This window comes from Streptomyces sp. MNU89 (genome assembly GCF_020982505.1).
GTDB classification, from domain to species: domain Bacteria; phylum Actinomycetota; class Actinomycetes; order Streptomycetales; family Streptomycetaceae; genus Streptomyces; species Streptomyces xinghaiensis.
In genome coordinates this window covers 6,385,382-6,401,088 of the sequence record NZ_JAJKLL010000001.1, presented here as the reverse complement: position 1 = coordinate 6,401,088, position 15,707 = coordinate 6,385,382, and the positions used below count along the sequence as shown (strand labels likewise).

Annotated in this window: 17 protein-coding genes and 1 tRNA gene; 6 read left to right on the top strand and 12 right to left on the bottom strand. The window is 72.3% G+C overall.

Annotated elements, in window-relative coordinates:
* The first annotated feature begins 48 nt into the window (after positions 1-48).
* The 4 genes from E4N63_RS27440 (at position 49) to E4N63_RS27425 (ending at position 3,103) form a co-directional block, all read left to right on the top strand.
* Positions 49-354, top strand: coding sequence for a hypothetical protein (locus E4N63_RS27440; protein WP_230241919.1), 306 nt, complete (start codon positions 49-51; stop codon positions 352-354).
* A 135-nt stretch (positions 355-489) separates the two neighbouring features.
* Positions 490-1,797: a hypothetical protein gene (locus tag E4N63_RS27435; RefSeq protein WP_230241918.1), complete on the top strand. Its 1,308-nt coding sequence runs from the start codon at positions 490-492 to the stop codon at positions 1,795-1,797.
* 197 nt (positions 1,798-1,994) lie between these two features.
* Complete coding sequence (locus E4N63_RS27430; RefSeq protein WP_230241917.1) at positions 1,995-2,888, top strand: helix-turn-helix transcriptional regulator; 894 nt, start codon at positions 1,995-1,997, stop codon at positions 2,886-2,888.
* Positions 2,885-3,103, top strand: coding sequence for a DUF397 domain-containing protein (locus E4N63_RS27425; RefSeq protein WP_125625857.1), 219 nt, complete (start codon positions 2,885-2,887; stop codon positions 3,101-3,103). Before E4N63_RS27430 ends, E4N63_RS27425 begins: the two co-directional genes overlap by 4 nt.
* A gap of 77 nt (positions 3,104-3,180) precedes the next feature.
* Here the strand turns inward: E4N63_RS27425 and E4N63_RS27420 are convergent, their stop codons facing one another.
* From E4N63_RS27420 to E4N63_RS27400, 5 genes are all read right to left on the bottom strand, one after another.
* A complete protein-coding gene (locus E4N63_RS27420) occupies positions 3,181-3,561 on the bottom strand; it encodes a VOC family protein (protein WP_125625856.1) in 381 nt (126 codons plus the stop codon).
* A 189-nt stretch (positions 3,562-3,750) separates the two neighbouring features.
* On the bottom strand, positions 3,751-4,263 hold the full coding sequence (locus E4N63_RS27415; RefSeq protein WP_230241916.1) for an ATP-binding protein: 513 nt from the start codon (positions 4,261-4,263) through the stop codon (positions 3,751-3,753).
* 442 nt (positions 4,264-4,705) lie between these two features.
* The gene (locus E4N63_RS27410; RefSeq protein ID WP_125625854.1) at positions 4,706-5,278 is read right to left on the bottom strand and encodes a dihydrofolate reductase family protein; all 573 of its coding nucleotides are present in this window, start codon (positions 5,276-5,278) and stop codon (positions 4,706-4,708) included.
* Between the two features lie 362 nt (positions 5,279-5,640).
* Positions 5,641-6,114, bottom strand: a complete 474-nt coding sequence (locus tag E4N63_RS27405) for a carboxymuconolactone decarboxylase family protein (protein ID WP_125625853.1) — start codon at positions 6,112-6,114, stop codon at positions 5,641-5,643.
* Positions 6,115-6,398: 284 nt separating this feature from the next.
* Positions 6,399-7,301 carry a helix-turn-helix transcriptional regulator gene (locus tag E4N63_RS27400; protein WP_230241915.1) on the bottom strand — a complete coding sequence of 301 codons (903 nt, stop codon included), beginning with the start codon at positions 7,299-7,301 and terminating at the stop codon, positions 6,399-6,401.
* A gap of 142 nt (positions 7,302-7,443) precedes the next feature.
* Here E4N63_RS27400 and E4N63_RS27395 point away from each other — a divergent pair, with 142 nt between their 5' ends.
* On the top strand, positions 7,444-8,364 hold the full coding sequence (locus E4N63_RS27395; RefSeq protein WP_230241914.1) for an oxidoreductase: 921 nt from the start codon (positions 7,444-7,446) through the stop codon (positions 8,362-8,364).
* 292 nt (positions 8,365-8,656) lie between these two features.
* On the opposite strand, the gene E4N63_RS27390 is transcribed toward E4N63_RS27395, so the two are convergent.
* Together E4N63_RS27390 and E4N63_RS27385 are read right to left on the bottom strand one after the other, a co-directional pair.
* The gene (locus E4N63_RS27390; RefSeq protein ID WP_230241913.1) at positions 8,657-9,553 is read right to left on the bottom strand and encodes a Stk1 family PASTA domain-containing Ser/Thr kinase; all 897 of its coding nucleotides are present in this window, start codon (positions 9,551-9,553) and stop codon (positions 8,657-8,659) included.
* Between the two features lie 334 nt (positions 9,554-9,887).
* The gene (locus E4N63_RS27385) at positions 9,888-10,430 is read right to left on the bottom strand and encodes a hypothetical protein (RefSeq protein ID WP_230241912.1); all 543 of its coding nucleotides are present in this window, start codon (positions 10,428-10,430) and stop codon (positions 9,888-9,890) included.
* A gap of 327 nt (positions 10,431-10,757) precedes the next feature.
* Here E4N63_RS27385 and E4N63_RS27380 point away from each other — a divergent pair, with 327 nt between their 5' ends.
* The gene (locus tag E4N63_RS27380) at positions 10,758-11,465 is read left to right on the top strand and encodes a S1 family peptidase (RefSeq protein WP_230242678.1); all 708 of its coding nucleotides are present in this window, start codon (positions 10,758-10,760) and stop codon (positions 11,463-11,465) included.
* 109 nt (positions 11,466-11,574) lie between these two features.
* Here E4N63_RS27380 and E4N63_RS27375 read toward each other — a convergent pair whose 3' ends face one another.
* From E4N63_RS27375 to E4N63_RS27355, 5 genes are all read right to left on the bottom strand, one after another.
* Positions 11,575-12,216, bottom strand: coding sequence for a hypothetical protein (locus E4N63_RS27375; protein ID WP_230241911.1), 642 nt, complete (start codon positions 12,214-12,216; stop codon positions 11,575-11,577).
* Positions 12,217-12,223: 7 nt separating this feature from the next.
* A complete protein-coding gene (locus tag E4N63_RS27370) occupies positions 12,224-13,072 on the bottom strand; it encodes a carbohydrate ABC transporter permease (protein WP_230241910.1) in 849 nt (282 codons plus the stop codon).
* Positions 13,069-14,145 carry a carbohydrate ABC transporter permease gene (locus E4N63_RS27365; RefSeq protein ID WP_374112844.1) on the bottom strand — a complete coding sequence of 359 codons (1,077 nt, stop codon included), beginning with the start codon at positions 14,143-14,145 and terminating at the stop codon, positions 13,069-13,071. Before E4N63_RS27365 ends, E4N63_RS27370 begins: the two co-directional genes overlap by 4 nt.
* A gap of 13 nt (positions 14,146-14,158) precedes the next feature.
* Positions 14,159-15,421: an ABC transporter substrate-binding protein gene (locus tag E4N63_RS27360; RefSeq protein ID WP_230241909.1), complete on the bottom strand. Its 1,263-nt coding sequence runs from the start codon at positions 15,419-15,421 to the stop codon at positions 14,159-14,161.
* A gap of 195 nt (positions 15,422-15,616) precedes the next feature.
* Positions 15,617-15,691, bottom strand: a tRNA-Val gene (locus tag E4N63_RS27355).
* Positions 15,692-15,707 lie beyond the last annotated feature (16 nt).

The window sequence follows — 15,707 nt, the reverse complement described above, 5'->3', positions numbered from 1 at the left end:
GGCACCACCGGCGGCCGGGGCCCGTCCTCCGGTCCTGCCGGGCCGTGGGTGGAACTGCCCACGTGCACCGTCCGGTTCCCGGTGCCCGGCGAGATCGGCTATGCCCTCACCGACGCGGCGGAGGCGGTACGGGGCGAGATGGTGGCCCTCGCCGTCTGGGCGTTCCGCGCGGCGGACGAGGCCGGGACCGGCGACGGCTCCGTCGAGGTGCACCCCCTTCCCGCTCGGGCGGCACCACCCGCAGCGGCGTCCCTCTCCCCGGCACGTCCGACCACCCCGGCACCACGCCCGCAGGCGGGCTCGAATCCATGCCCGCGGGCACCCCGTCGCCACATCCCCGGGCAGACCCGGTGACAACTCCGCCGAGGCACCGGTGACCATCACCGCCGACGCACCCACGGCGCCCGCCCCCACCACTCCCCGTCCCTCGCCACCGCTCTCACCCTGGCCGACGACCTCCTCCTCGACGGCGCGGCCCACGCGGGCCCCGTGCTCGCCGCGGCGCTCCGCCGGACCGCGAGGTCCCTGACGGCCGCCTCCCTGCACTGGCCCGCCGCCGTCACCGCCGAACTCTCGGACCAACTGGCCGCGCACACCGCGCGCGACGCCGCGCACGACCCGCTGCGCCACGCCGCGCTCCTCGCCGAACTCCACGCCCGCCACCGCGCCGCGGGCCGCACCCCCGGCGTGCTCGGTGAGCGCGAGGTGGCGGAGACACCGCTGCGCCGGGTCCGGCTCACCGCTCTCGGCTGCCGCCTCTCCGGCACGCCCGAACACCCGGTGACGCGGACCTTCTTCGCGCATGCCGAGGCGGGCGTGGTGGTCGTCCTGCACAAGACCTGGCAGCCGTCCGACCGCCCGTGGGGCAGCCGCCGCGTTCTCGGTACGACCCTGGCCTCTCTCGCCGCGGGCAGTGTGGTCAGCGAGACCGCGCGGCGCACCGCGAGCCGCGCCCTCACCCTCACCCGTGGCCGGCTCGCCGTCACCACGGTCACCCCGCTCGGTCCGACGGCCTGGTCGGAGCTGCCGAGCACGCTTCTGGTGCGCGATCTGGCCGCGCACGCCGCGGAGTGGGACGGTCGTCCGCCCCGGCTCGTCCGTCCCCGGGTGGAGGCGGAGACGGTGCGGGTCGTGGAGGTCTCCGAGGTGACCGGCATCGGCTACGACCCGGCCGCGCAGCGCCTGGAGGCGACCGTCCTCGACGCGGCCGGCAACACGGCCCTGCTCTCCGCCCCGCACGAGCCCATGGCTCCCGCCGCGCTGGACGCCCTCGCCGCCGCCCTGGCCGACGGCCCCCGCTACGTGGCCGGTGCCCTGCACCGGGACGGCGGCGGTCTCCGGATCACCCCGTACGCCGTCGCCGGCCCGGACCACCGCGGCGGCACGGGCGGCACCGGCCACCCCGGCAGCACTGGCAGCACTGGCAGCGGAAGCCAGAGCGGGAGCGGCACCGTGGACGCCGGCGGCATCACCGTCCCCCATCTGTCGGCCGGCGAGCCCGCGAACCTGCCGCTTCTCCCCGGCTCTCCCCCGCCGGACCGGGTGGCCGACGCGCTCGGCTCCGCCCTGGCCGCCCTGGCCGACGCGGCCCACCAGGGGCTGCGCCATCTCACCGGCCCCGTGCGCACGGCCCTGGCCCGTTCCGCCGACGACCTCGCCCGTACCGGCCTGGCCGTCTGCGCCACCGCGGTGCGCCGGCTCCTGGACTCGCTGCCGGGCCCGGAGGACGCCCCGGCCCGCTGGGCCGACGCCCAGATCCGCCTGCTCACCACCGCCGAACTCCACCGTCGCGGCTGAGCACCCGGCCGGAAGAGCCCGTCCCGGGACGGCCCGAGAGGAGCCGGGAAGGGGAGACGGTCCGGCAGGATCCCGGGCCCGACGTGTCCGTACGGGTCTGTACGGCCGTTGTACGGCCTCGGCGCGTGACCGGTGCACCGTGCGGGCGGTTGGCCGATGAGAGGACCAGCTCACCGCACAACGGGACAGGGGGCGCCATGAGCACGGGCACCGGCCGACCGGCCACCACCACACCGGAAACCACCGCCACCACCAGCGGCATCACCAAGCGCGACCAGCGCCGGGAGAAGGACCACCCGCCCATCTGGCGCGCGTACGGCAAACTCGTCCGCCTCTTCCGCGAACGCGCCGGACACACCCAGCAGACCCTCGCCGAAGCCATCGGTTACTCCGTCGAACAAGTCGCCTCGGTCGAACAGGGCCGCCGCCCCGCGAAGGACACCTTCACCAAAGCCGCCGAACGAGTCCTCAGCGCGGGCGGGGCCCTCTTCGTCCTCCAGGACGACGTGGACCGCGCCAAACTGCCCCAGTTCTTCCGCGACTTCGCGCTGCTGGAGGCCGAAGCCCTGAGCCGCTTCTCCTATGACCCCATGCTCGTCCCCGGGTTGCTCCAGACCGAGGCGTACGCGCGAGCGCTGCTGGAGGCCCACTTCCCGCCGTTGGAGGAGGAGACCATCGAACAGCACCTCGCGGCCCGTATGGCCCGGCAGGCTCTTCTGACAAGGAAGAACCCGACCGTTGTCTTCGTCTTCATCCTGGAGGAAGGCGCTCTGCACCGCATGGTCGGCGGCCCCGAGGTGATGCACGGCCAGATGGAGCACCTGTTGGAGTGCACCCGGATGCGCAATGTCGAGATCCAGGTCATGCCCACGTCGCAATCCGCGCACAGTGGGGTCAACGGCCAAATGGTGCTGCTGGAGACCATCGATCGCCAACGGTTCGTATCCATCGAATCACAGGGGATCGTGAGCGTCAGGTCCGACGAGCACGAGGTCAGCGAGTTCTGGATGCAGTATGGGATGCTGCGCACACAGGCTCTCAATGCCGCGGAGTCTGCCCGTCTCATCGAGCGAGAGGCAGGGAAGAGATGAGCAGTGACCAGCACAACAGCCCACCGGACGAGCTGACTTGGTTCAAGAGCAGCTACAGCGGAACGAACGGCGGGGACTGCGTGGAGGTCGCCATGGTCCCCGGTACCGTTCACGTCCGGGATTCGAAGCGTCCTGACGGCCCTGCGCTCAGCGTCCACCGCGACATCTGGCCCGTCTTCCTGGCCTACGCCACCGGCACGGACACCGGCGCCTGACGGCGGCTGCACTTCCGCGACGGTGCCCTCGACTCGGCCACCCGGTCGAGGGCACCACCGTGCGGGGCCGACGAGCATCAGAGCGGATCGAGGCGGGCCTTGAGCAGGCAGAATTCGTTGCCTTCGGGGTCGGCCAGGACGTGCCACTGCTCTTCCCCGGTCTGGCCGATGTCGGCCGGGCGCGCACCGAGCTTCAGCAGGCGTTCGAGCTCGGCGTCCTGGTCGCGGTCGGTGGCGTTGACGTCGATGTGCAGCCGGGACTTGGCCTTCTCCGGCTCGTCCCTGCGGCTGAGGATGATCGTCGGCTGCGGACCGCCGAACCCCTCGCGCGGTCCGATCTCCACCATGTCGTCGCCCTCGCGGTCGAGCACCACGAAGTCCAGGACCTCGCACCAGAACCGCGCCAGCACCTCGGGGTCGCGGCAACCGAGCACGAGCTCACTGATACGACATGCCATGAAACAAACCTGCTCTCAACGTGGGGACTGCCGGAGGCCGCACGCGAACCTCATGGGCTCCCAGCAGTGAAAACCCTGCGACCGTACCGGACCGGGCGAGTACGGGCGACATGATTTCGGGGCCGGCCCCGTGAACAACGGCCGCTCATGTTGCCGGGCTTCACGAGCCCAAGGCGCAGCGGCCGGCCTTCAGGTGACCACCGGCCGGACGCCCCCGCCCTCAATGACCGGACCCCCCGGGACGCGGCCGGAAGCCCCGGGTGCGGCCACCTCCGCCCAGACCGTCTTCGTGTACGGATCGCGCGCCTCGCAGCCCCAGCGCTCCGCGTGGGCCGCGACGAGCAGCAGACCGCGGCCGCTGTCCCCCTCCGGGTCCGGGGCATCGGGAACCGCCGCGGGCGGTACGCGTTCCGGGCGGGCGTCGGTCACCTCGACCCGCACGGCGCCGGGCCGCAGCAGCAGCGTCAGCCGGAAGTCCCGGCCCGGCAGACGGCCGTGCGTCACGGCGTTGGCCGCCAGTTCCCCGACGACGGCGGCCACGGCCCGGGAGGCGTCGGAGTCGTACGGGATGCGCCACTCGGCGAGCTGGTGCACGGCGAGGTGACGGGCCACCCGGGCGCCCCGCCGGGTGGCGCTGAGGCGGAGGGTGAACCGCGGGGAGCGGATGAAGGGTTGTCCGGCGGTGACGCTGTGCGATCTCATGCCACGACCATCCCGGCCACGGATGGGTCCCGACCAGGGCCGACGGGCGTCACGGATGACCGGTACGGCCGAGCTCGGGGAGCCGTACGCCGCAGGTACGCCGCCCGTGCGTGACCTCCGCCGCCCTATGAAGGAGGCCCCCGGACGACCGCCCGTGAGCACGGCGCGGCGGCTCCCGGTTCCCGGCTCCCGTCGAGCGGTCAGTACGGCAGGCCCTCCGCCGCCGCGCGCAGGGCGCCGTTGACCGTGGCCGCGTGCACCTTGACCCGCAGGTCGTCGGGGCTCGCGCGCGTGCCGCGCCCGGGGCTCCGGCCCGGCACCGGCCACCGTCCCGATGACCGCGGCACCACCTTTTCTCCAAGTCGTCCCGTTTCAACCGAGAGAACTGCATAAAACTATCCGGGCAACGCGGAAGGCGGGGGTGAGATCCGGCCGGGCCCCGTCAGCGGACGACGTCGAAGACGTTCTTCTGCACGCCGTTGGCATAGGCCTCGTGCTCGACCAGCTTCAGCTTCTGCGTGTCCTTGTCCGTCGCACTGAAGAGCCGCTTGCCCGCGCCGAGCAGGAGCGGGAAGACGAGCAGGTGGTAGCGGTCGATGAGGCCGGCGTCCGAGAGGGCGCGGTTCAGGGAGGCGCTGCCGTGGACGATGATCGCGCCGCCCTCGGTCTCCTTCAGCGCGGCGACCTCGTCGAGTGAGCGCAGGATCGTCGTCTCGCCCCAGTCCGAGACGAGGTCGCCCTCGCCGAGGGTGGTGGACACGACGTACTTCGGCATCACCTTGTAGCCGGCGAAGTCCTCCATACCGGGCCATACCGGGCTGAACGCCTGATAGCTGATCCGGCCCAGCAGCATCGCCGTGGCTTCCTTCTGCTCGCGGTCCTTGATGTCGTATGCCTCGGGGAGGAACTCGACGTCCTTGAAGGTCCATCCGGCGTTCCGGTAACCGGGCTCGCCGCCCGGGGCCTCCACGACGCCGTCGAGTGACATGAAGGCGGTGCTGATCAGGGTGCGCATCTCAGTTCCTCGGTGTCTCGTGTCCAGCTTTCGGCAGAGTCGGCCGGCGCGGGCGTCCGCCGCACTCGCGGCTGCGGTGCACCAACCATGATCTCTGACCGCCGGTCACGGAGAAACTCATCGGCCGCCGCCCGCCTTTTTTCGGCGGATTCGGCGATCCCGGCCACCCCGGGGAGCGAGCCGCGCACCTCCCGGTCGCGAGACGTACCGGCGGCGCGGCAGCGACGGTCGGCGCTCCGGCACAACGGAGGCCATCGGAGCACCTGCCGAGCGACCGGGCGCCCCGGGTCCCGTCGAGGATGCCCGGGGCGCGCGCTGCCGCCGGTGCACGAGGCACGGGCGGGCCGGCCGGATGGTCCGCGTTATCCGTGCTGCCCGGGCCGGTAGTCACCGGCGGGCTGCTGGGTGATGACGTTCAGGCGGTTGAAGGTGTTGATGACGGCGATGTGGCACACCAGGACCGCGAGCTGATCCTCGTCGTAGTGCTTGGCCGCGTTCGCCCAGACCTCGTCCGGGACACCACCGGCCGCGTCGGCGATGCGGGTGCCCTGTTCGGTCAGTTCCAGCGCGGCGCGTTCGGCCTCGGTGAACACCGTGGCCTCCCGCCAGGCCGCGACCAGGTTCAGGCGGGTGGAGGTCTCCCCGGCGTGCGCGGCGTCCTTGGTGTGCATGTCGATGCATCCGGCGCAGCCGTTGATCTGGCTGGCGCGGAGCAGCACCAGTTCGCGCGTCGCGGGCGGCAGCGTCGATTCCGTGAGCGCCTGGGCCGCCGCGATGACGTGCTTCAGAAACGTGCCCGCGACCGGGCTGCCGAGGGGGTTCGAGCGAGCTTCCACGGTGAACTCCTGTGTCGTTGCCGGTGGTTACACCTCCTCGACGGAACGGCCCGGCGGGATGTGACAGGAGCGAATGTGACGTGCGCCTCCCCGGGCACGCCCCCGGCGACGGTGTTCCGGGAATCCGCTGCTCCCTCGTCCTCGACGACGCCGGCGACAGCAAGCACGGACGGTGCCCACGCCCCGGCGCGGCCGGCCGGCTCCCACGCCGCCACCCCGGCCTGCGCGTTCAGACGCACCGTGCGGTGCCATACGGCTCTGCCCGTCCGGCCGGGAGGGTACCGTCACCGCCGGCGGAGCGGCGGGGGTTCGATGACGGCGTCGGTGCCGTGGTCACGGGTCGCGCGCAGGGACGCGAGGAGTTGGAGACGCTCGGCATCCGCGCTGCCCGGTTCGGCCGTGTAGACGAGGAGGACGGGGCCCGGGTTGCCGGGCAGCGGGTAGCTGTCCCAGTCCAGGGTGATCTCACCGGCCTCGGGGTGCCGGAAAAGTTTGGTTCCATGGACGTTCTCCCGCACGTCGTGGCGGGCCCACAGGCTGCGGAAGTCTGAGCTGTGGATGCTCAGTTCGCCGATGAGCGCCGTGGCGCGCGGATGGCCCGGGTCCTCCGCGACGGCGGCGCGCAGCATGCCGATGTAGTCCAGGGCAAGGCTTTCCCAGTCCGGGCAGCGCAGGCGGGCCTCGGGATCCCGGAACAGCTGGACGACCATGTTGCGTTCCGCCGGGGGCACGGTGGCGGGGTCGCCCAGCAGGGCTTCGGCCAGCGGGTTCCAGGCGAGCACGTCGAGGTGACGGCCGAGCACCAGTGCGGGGGTGGCCATGACGTGCAGCAGCCGCCGGGTGCTGTCGGGTACCCGTTCGGGACCGCGGCGGACGGGAGCGGACGCCGTCGGCCGCCGCGCGGCCCGGGCGAGGCCGAACAGATGCCGGCGTTCCTCGTCGTCCAGGTCCAGTGCGGAGGCGATGGCATAGAGGGCGTCATCGGACGGCCGCCCCCCGCGGCCCTGTTCCAAGCGCTGGTAGTAGTCGGTGCTCAGTCCGGCCAGCAGGGCGATCTCGTCGCGGCGCAGGCCGGTCACCTTGCGCCGGCCGCCCGGTTCCAGGCCGACGTCCTGGGGACGCAGCCGGCTGCGCCGGGCACGGAGGAAGTCACCCAGTTCTCGCGCGTACAGATGATCGGTGGCCATGCCCCCCAGTGTGCGCGCCGGTCTCCGCCCGAAGGTAGGTCCGGCATTCCCAGGCAACGGTGTCCTACGGAGCCGGGCCCGCCCGTTCCTACTCTCGTCGCGAACGGTCCCCGACACGTCCCGGCATCCCAGGAGCATCGCCATGGCCGCATGGAGCACTCGCCAGATCCCCGACCAGCACGGCAGAACAGCCGTCGTGACCGGCGCGAACTCCGGCCTCGGCCTGGTCACCGCGACCGAACTGGCCCGGCACGGGGCGGAGGTCGTGCTCGCCGTGCGCAACGTCGCGGCCGGTACGCGGGCCGCCGCCCTCATCGGGGACGCGGTGCCCCGGGCGCGGACCGAGGTGCGCGAGCTGGACCTGGCCTCGCTGTCCTCGGTCCGGACGTTCGCGAAGGAGCTGACCGCCGACCACCCGGCGGTCGACCTGCTGGTCAACAACGCCGGACTGGTCCTCCTCGGCCCGGCACACACCACGGCCGACGGGTTCGAACTCCATCTCGGCACGAACATGCTGGGCCACTTCGCCCTCACCGGCCTGCTGCTCGGCACACTCGCCCGGGCCGACGCCCCCAGGGTGGTCGGCCTCAGCTCCATCACCCACAAGAACGCCCGCCTCGACTTCGACGACCTCATGTCACAGCGCGCCTACGACGCCGCCCGCGCGTACGGCCGCTCCAAACTCGCCACCACCGTCTTCGGCCTCGAACTCGACCGCCGGCTGCGCGCCGCCGGCTCGCGGATCACCAGCGTCCTCGCCCACCCCGGGCTCTCCCGGTCCAACCTCACACCCCGGGCCTGGGAACACCGTGGCCGCGCGGGCCGGATCGTCGCACGGGGCGGCCTCCTGCTGACCCAGCCGGCGGAGCGCGGAGCACTGCCCCAGCTCTTCGCCGCGACCGCCCCCGGTGTCCGCGGCGGACAGTTCTTCGGACCGTCCGGGCCCTGGGAGCTCCGCGGCGACGTCACCGAGGTCCGCCCCAGCACCGAAGCCGCCGCACCGGCCACCGGACAGCGGCTGTGGACCGCCGCCGAGAAGCTGACCGGCGTCACCTACCTCTGACCGGACACCGCGGCCGGTCCCGGCCCCCGGATGACGAACCCGGCGGGAGCTCCCGGCACAGCGCGGTGACCGTCGTAGCCCTCTGAGACGCCCGCCGAGCGGACGGGAGACACCGGGAGCACCACCCCCGGGCGGCGCCGGGCGCCCCGGGTCCCCGTCGAGGGATGCCCGGGGCGCGTGCTGCCGCCGGTGCACGAGGCGCAGGCGGGCGGCCGAACGGGTCGCGCCATCCGTCCGTGCCGCCCCGGCCGGAGGGCCGGTTCACCGCCCGCCGTGCGCCGGCCGCGACCGGCTATGAGTAGTTCCAGCGCTGCCCGTCGGGGCGCTCCTTGCAGTAGATGATCCGTCCGCCGGCGTCGTGGGTCTGCATACCGAGGTGCTTGTTGGCGCAGAACTGGCCGGCCCGGTAGCAGTTGCCCGCCGGGGACGTCAGTTCGCACCCGCCGGCCCCCTGGCCGGTGTCGCCGCTGCCGCCGGAGCCGCCGCCCGGCGAGCCACCCGACGAGCCGCCGGACCCGCTGTCGCGCGCCGGGGCCGGCGGGGTGTAGGAGGGGTCGTTCGTCCGGTCCTTGTAGGTGCCCTTCGCCGACGGGCAGGAGCTGCCCTCGACCACGGTGAGCTTCGTCTTGGTGCCGGGCTTGATGTCGCTGCCGGCCTTGATCGACTGGAAGCAGACCGTGTAGTCGTCCGGGTCGTCCTCCACGTCGGCCGAGGCGACGGTGACGTCCTTGTACGCCGAGTCGGCGCTGATGCCGTCCTCGCTCAGCCCGGCCTTGGTCAGCGCCGTGACGGCCTTGGCGTAGACCGCGCCGGTGACGTCGGGGGCCTTGGGCCACGCCAGGGGGCCGCCGTCCTTCTTCGGGCAGAGCGCGCCCTCCTCGACGGCCCCGTAGTCGACCGTGCCGTAGCCGATGTCCTCGAAGCAGACCGTCCAGCTCCCGGAGGGGTCGGCGTCGCCCTTGTTGGCGTTGTGCGCGGACGGGGTGTACCCGGCGGCCTCGGCCGCCTTCCGCGCCTCCCCGAGCTGTGTTCCCTTCTGGGACGGCATCCGCTCCGGCTTCGCCGTCACGGTCGTGGTGGCCGTCGCGGTGACCGTTTCCCTCGGCTCCGCCTGAGGATCTCCTCCGGAACAGGCTCCGAGCAGGGCGACGGCCAGGACGCCGAGAACAGCGGATCGTCCGCGTGTCACGGCACGGCCGGCTATCCGCTCCACCGTTCCCGCATGGCGTCCCGCCCCCGGCCGCTCGTGCACCCGCTGTCTCCGCGGTGCCTTCCACCCGGTGTGAAGGTGTGTCATGACGTACGCCCCCTGATGCCGCCCACAGATGTGATGAACTGCGGTGCAGCTTAGCCCTGTTGACACAGTCAAGAGGCGATACTTCAGATACTCGCGAAGTTATATCCGGCGGCGAAGGATCCGGCGGCGGGCGAGCGGCTGCGCCGGGGCCGGACGGACGCCGTGCCCCGGCGCGCGTCCGGTCCCGCTGCCCGGGTGTCCTGGCGGCAGCGGGGCCGGCTCCGGTTCACCAGGTGTGCGCCACGTCGACCACGAGGTGGTTGCCCGTCTGGAAGACCCGGAACGGCAGCCGGGCGCGGACGCCCAGCCCCACCTGGGTCTGGCCCTCGAAGCTGCCGGCGACCACGACGTCCCGGAAGGTCCGGTACCCGTCGACCTTCACCTTCGTCGCCGGCAGGGTCGGCTCCATGGTCTCCGGGTCGTAGGCGGGCGCGAACGCCACGACCTCCAGAATCGCGCCGCCCTTGACCGGAATCAGGTCACCCGAGCCGTCCTGGCGCAGTTGGCTGACGTAGTGGACGTAGTAGCCGATCCGGTCGGCTGCCGTGCCGTCGATGTCGAAGACCAGACGGTCGTAGCAGTCGTGCCGCCCGCTCCTGATGCCCACCAGCGGCCGGTAGTCGGAATCCCACTCGGCCTTGACCATGCTCCCCCAGCTCACGGAGCAGCTCTCCGCCGCCGGCGCCGCGTTGGCGGCCGGAGCCGTGGCCGCCGCCAGACCGGCGACCGCCAATATCAGTGCGGCCAGTGTGCCGCTCAGTCGTCGCATGACTACCCCCCAGTAGTTCGCTGTACCTCTGTGACCGGTGAGACAAGCGACGCCCTCGGATTGTTGCCCGACATACCGGCCAACCTGGCACGGCCCCTGAGCGGTGCCCCGTGGGGGCGGGGAACCGCGGCTCCCCGCCCGCGTGCGGGAACGGAGGGATTCCGCGGGAAATCACGACTCGGGCGGCCGAGCGCTTCGCCCGGGGCGCACGAGCACGAACGGCGGCCCCGTCCACCCGCCCTGTGGTTGGCGGCTTTCGGCCTGACCGTCCGAGTCCGGGAGGGGCACAATGGCAGGAACATGCCAGAGGAGGCCGCCGTGAGCCGCATGCGTTCCGAGAGACCCCTTCGAACCGTCGTCCGGGCCGTCGTCGCACTGGCGCTGCTCCTCGGCTGGTCCGCCTCCGTCGGACCGGCCGCCCATGCCGGGGAACGAGCGGGGCAACAGGCGGCCTTGACGGTGCGCGGGGGCGACACCCTCTACAGCAACGGCACCCGCTGCACCGTGGGCTTCAACGCCCGCTCCGGCTCCACGGTGTACGCGTTCGTTTCGGGCCGGTGCGCCCAGGGCGCCGGTGCCACCTGGTACGCCGACGCCGCCCAGACCGTCGGCGTCGGCGTCACCGCAGGAGTGAGCTTCCCGGGCAACGACTACGCGAGCGTCCGGTACACCAACACGGCGGTCGCCCACCCGGGCGAGATCTCGCTGGGTGCCGGCGCCGGTACCCAGGACATCACCGGCGCGGCGCATCCCGTCGTCGGGCAGTCGATCTGCCACGTCGGGCGGACCACCGGACACCGCTGCGGAACCGTCCAGGCCGTGAACGTCACCGTCAACTACAGCGGGGGAACCGTATACGGACTGTTCCGGTCCACCATCTGCTCCGAGCCCGGAGACGCCGGCGGTCCGGCCTTCTCGGGCGGCACGGCTCTCGGCATCATCGTCGGCAGCAGCGGGAACTGCAGCTCGGGAGGGGTCACCTACTACCAGCCGGTGACCGAGTGGCTGTCGGCGTACGGCCTGAGCGTCTACTGAGCCGGCCGAGCCGCGCCGACCGGGCGGGCGAAGCTCCCGGCGGACCGAGCCGGCTCCTCCGGCCCCGCCACTCCGCGGGCATCGCATGCTTCGGCGATACCGCAGCGGGCTACGGCCCGTCAGGCTGTCCCACCCGCGCCTCGCAGCGGCGCTCCACCCCGACCGCGCAGGCCACGAGACAGCCCAGCGCCGGCGCCGCCAGCGGCAGTTGCTGTCCGGCCGCCACGGCGACGACGGCCAGCCCGCCGATCAGCAGGGCCGAACCGCCCGGATCGGTGACGCAGGTGCGGCGCAGCGCCCCGGCCGCCGCCCGGGCCCAGGAACCGCCGGGCTCCCGCCCCGCCGCCGTCCGCAGCCCCGTGACGGCCAGCACGGCCAGCCCGGCCCAGGCAGCGGCGGCCATCGGCACGGCACCGGGCAGCGCGCCCGAGCCGGCCACCCACAGGTCCACGGCGAGCAGCGCGACGCCCGTCCACCACAGCAGGGACCAGCCCAGCCCGGTGCGCACCGCCTCGCGCAGCCCGGCCGCGAACTCCCGCCGGGTGCACCGCTCCCCGGCCAGATGACGGCGCAAATGGCCGCAGCCGGCGGCGAAGGCCGGCAGCAGCGTGACGAGGGGCAGCGCGGCGATCAGCACCCACACGCCCGTCAGCAGGCATTCGGCGAAGAGCGCGAAGCGAGCCCCGCCCGGCGTTCCCCCCTCGCGGACGGCCGCGCGGACACCCGCGCCCCGGCGTGCGCCCCCGACCATGACGGCCTCAGCCCTTCAGTCCGGAGGTGGTGGCGCCCTCGACCAGGAAGCGCTGGAAGGCGAGGAAGAAGAGCAGCACGGGCAGCAGCGCGAGCAGCGACATGGCCATCATCCCGCCGTAGTCGGCGAGCGTGTCCTGGTCGATGAAGAGCTTCATGCCCAGGGCGACCGGATACTTCTGCGGATCGTTGAGGTAGATCAGCGGGCCCATGAAGTCGTTCCAGGTCCAGATGAAGGTGAAGATGGTGCTGGTGATCAGGGCCGGGCGGCAGAGCGGCAGCACGATGCTCCAGAAGATCCGCGGATGCCCGCAGCCGTCGAGCCGCGCGGCCTCGTCCAGCTCGCGCGGCAGCCCGCGCATGAACTGCACCATCAGGAAGACGAAGAAGGCGTCCACGGCGAGGTACTTGCCGAGCAGCAGCGGCACATAGGTCTCCACCAGTCCCAGCTTCTGGAAGACGATGTACTGCGGGATCAGCAGGACGTGCACCGGCAGCAGCAGCGTCGAGATCATCAGCCCGAACATCACGGCACGCCCGGCGAAGCGGATGCGGGCGAAGGCGTAGGCGGCGAGCGAGCAGGAGAAGAGCACGCCGCCGACCGAACCGACCGCCAGGATCAGCGAGTTGACGAAGAAGGTGCTCAGCGGGATGTCGGCGATGCCCTCGGTGAGCCGCCGGAAGTTGCCGGTGATCGGCTCGGTGGGGAACAGCTCCAGGCTGCCGACGATGTCCTGCCCCGGCTTGAACGAGGCCCCGATCACCCACACCACCGGGTAGAGCACCACGACGAGAAGTGCCACCGACAGCAGGTGCGGCAGCAGCGAGCGCGCGGTGCGCCGGCGGCGGGCGCTCACCGGCGCACGCGGCGGACGCGGCGGACGCGGACGCGGACGCGGCGTGCCCGCCGGCTCCCCGGCTCCGTCCGGCTCATCGGCCCCCGCCCCTCTCCCTCGTAGTGCACCCAGCCGCGCTGGGTGCGGAACAGGACGAAGGTCACCAGCCCGACACCGAGCATCAGCATCCAGGCCATCGCGGAGGCGTATCCCATCCGGAACTCCCGGAAGCCCTTCTCGTAGAGATAGAGGGTGTAGAAGAGCGTGGAGTCCGCCGGCCCGCCCCGGCCGTTGCTGACGACATACGCCGAGGTGAAGACCTGGAAGGAGTGGATGGTCTCCAGCAGCAGGTTGAAGAAGAGGACCGGGGAGATCAGCGGCAGGGTCACCGAGCGGAACCGCCGCCAGGCCCCCGCCCCGTCCACCTCCGCCGCCTCGTACAGCTCGCGCGGCACCTGCTTGAGCCCGGCCAGGAAGATCACCATCGGGGCGCCGAACTGCCAGACGGCCAGCGCCACCAGTGTGTGGATCGCCCAGTCGGGGTCGCCGACCCAGCCGCCGATGTCCGCCCCGAAAAGCCGCAGCGACCGGTCGACCACCGCCTCGTCCTGGAAGATCGCGCGCCAGACGATGCCGATGCTGACGCTGGCACCGATCAGCGAGGGCGCGTAGAAGGCCGAGCGGTAGAAGCCCAGGCCGCGGCGCGGGCGGGCGAGCAGCAGGGCGACGCCGAGCGCGGCCGCGAGTTTGAGGGGCGTGGCGATCAGGACGTACTGGAGGGTGACGCCCACCGAGGTGGCCCAGCGGGGGTCCTCGAACATGGCGCGGTAGTTGTCGAACCCGGTCCAGCGGGGCGCGTTGAAGAGGTCGTACTCCGTGAAGGAGAGGTAGAGCGAGGCGAGCATGGGGCCGAGGGTCAGCAGCAGCATGCCGAGGACCCACGGCGACAGGAAGAGGTAGCCGGCCAGGGTCTCCCGCCGCCCCCGCCGGCGGGCGTCCCCGGCGGGGGCCACGGGCGGCGGCCCGGTTCCGGTGCGGCGGAACCGGCGGGCGGCGGAGCCGGGGGGCGGCGGACTCGTCTTCGTATGCGTCACGGCGGCCTCCGCCTCAGGACCGGAGCGCCTGCTCGGCCTCCGAGAAGAACTGGTCCACGCCCTCGGCCACGGACGTCGTGCCGTGGGCCACGTCGCCCCAGATCCGCAGGAAGGCCGCCTCGGTGACGGAGGTCCCGGCCGGCTGCGGTGTCATGGGCTCGACGAGATCGGCGATCTGCTGCTCGTACTCGGCGACGAGTCTGTCGGGCCCTTCGGGTTCATAGGCCGCGGCCTGCCGCTCCGTCGCCAGCACCCCGCGGTTGTAGCCCATGATCTTCCCGACCTCGGGGTCGTGGACCATGAAGTCGATGAACCGCGCGACCTCCTCCGGGTGCCGGGTGCGGGCGTAGCCGCTGAGCATGAGGGAGGAGATGTACTGGGCTGTCCGCTCGCCGTCGGTGGTGGGCAGCGGCGCGAGGGCGAGTTCGGCGTCGGTCTCGGCCGACCAGCGGACGATGAAGTTGTCCCAGGAGAACTCGGAGGCGGCGAGACCCGCGGCCAGGACGGACTTGGGAGCCACCTGGTCCGCCTTCTTCTGCGGCACCAGGGTCCCGTCCTCGACCTCGGCGTAGTTGTCGCTCCACCACGTCCGCAGGTCGTCCTTGGTGAAGCCCAGTTCGCCGTCCGCGGTGTAGAAGGCCTTGTCCTGCTGGCGGAGGACGAGGTCGTAGAGGTACATCACCCCGGCGTTGGCCGCGGCTCCCTTGATGCCGCCCGCCTTGCTGATCTTCTCGACGGCCGCGTGGTACTGGTCCCAGGTCCAGCCCTTCTCCGGTGAGACGCCGGCCTTCTCGAACTCCGCCACGTTGTAGATGAGCGCGAAGGTGTTACCGCCGACGGGGACGGCCAGCAGCTTGCCGTCGACCTCCCCGGCCTTCTCCAGTCCGGCCCGGAAGCCGTCCGTGCCGAGGTGCCCGGCCTTCACCTGCGGTGTGAGGTCGAGAAGGACGTTCTTGGCGCCGTACTCGCGCAGGAAGGCGGCGGAGTTCTGGAAGACGTCGGGGGCGCCCCCGCCCGCCGACTGCGTGGCGAACTTCTTCCAGAAGTCCTCGTACTCCAGGAAGTCGGTCTTCACCGTGATGCCGGGGTGCTTCTTCTCGAAGAGCGCCACCGTCTTGTTGATCAGCTTCGCCCGGCTCGCGTCCCCCCACCAGGAGTAGCGAAGGGTGACGGTGCCGTCCCCGCCGCTGCCGCCGCCGCAGCCGGCGGCGAGCAGCCCCAGCGCCAGCGCGGCCGCGGCCGTCCTCAGCCGGCGTCCGTTCCGACCTGCTCTCATGGCGCGCCCCTCCCGGACGGCCCGGGGCCGCCCACCCGATTGAAACGTTTTAGGCAAGCGCTTGCCAGGACAACGTAGAGACCGCTTCGGAACCCGTCAACGGTTCGGACAAGGATCGGGCCGGACCCGGCCGGCGCCTCGCGCACGGAAAAGACCGCGGGCCGGGAGACTCTCCGTCTCCCGGCCCGCGGCCGGTGGTGGGCGATACTGGGTTCGAACCAGTGACCTCTTCGGTGTGAACGAAGCGCTCTCCCACTGAGCTAATCGCCCGGGCGCGGGCCCCACA

Coding starts and splice junctions, on each gene's coding strand:
- E4N63_RS27430 (WP_230241917.1), top strand. CDS start 1,995: ATGAGCACGGGCACCGGCCGACCGGCCACCACCACACCGGAAACCACC.
- E4N63_RS27425 (WP_125625857.1), top strand. CDS start 2,885: ATGAGCAGTGACCAGCACAACAGCCCACCGGACGAGCTGACTTGGTTC.
- E4N63_RS27420 (WP_125625856.1), bottom strand. CDS start 3,561: ATGGCATGTCGTATCAGTGAGCTCGTGCTCGGTTGCCGCGACCCCGAG.
- E4N63_RS27415 (WP_230241916.1), bottom strand. CDS start 4,263: ATGAGATCGCACAGCGTCACCGCCGGACAACCCTTCATCCGCTCCCCG.
- E4N63_RS27410 (WP_125625854.1), bottom strand. CDS start 5,278: ATGCGCACCCTGATCAGCACCGCCTTCATGTCACTCGACGGCGTCGTG.
- E4N63_RS27400 (WP_230241915.1), bottom strand. CDS start 7,301: ATGGCCACCGATCATCTGTACGCGCGAGAACTGGGTGACTTCCTCCGT.
- E4N63_RS27395 (WP_230241914.1), top strand. CDS start 7,444: ATGGCCGCATGGAGCACTCGCCAGATCCCCGACCAGCACGGCAGAACA.
- E4N63_RS27385 (WP_230241912.1), bottom strand. CDS start 10,430: ATGCGACGACTGAGCGGCACACTGGCCGCACTGATATTGGCGGTCGCC.
- E4N63_RS27380 (WP_230242678.1), top strand. CDS start 10,758: ATGCGTTCCGAGAGACCCCTTCGAACCGTCGTCCGGGCCGTCGTCGCA.
- E4N63_RS27375 (WP_230241911.1), bottom strand. CDS start 12,216: ATGGTCGGGGGCGCACGCCGGGGCGCGGGTGTCCGCGCGGCCGTCCGC.
- E4N63_RS27360 (WP_230241909.1), bottom strand. CDS start 15,421: ATGAGAGCAGGTCGGAACGGACGCCGGCTGAGGACGGCCGCGGCCGCG.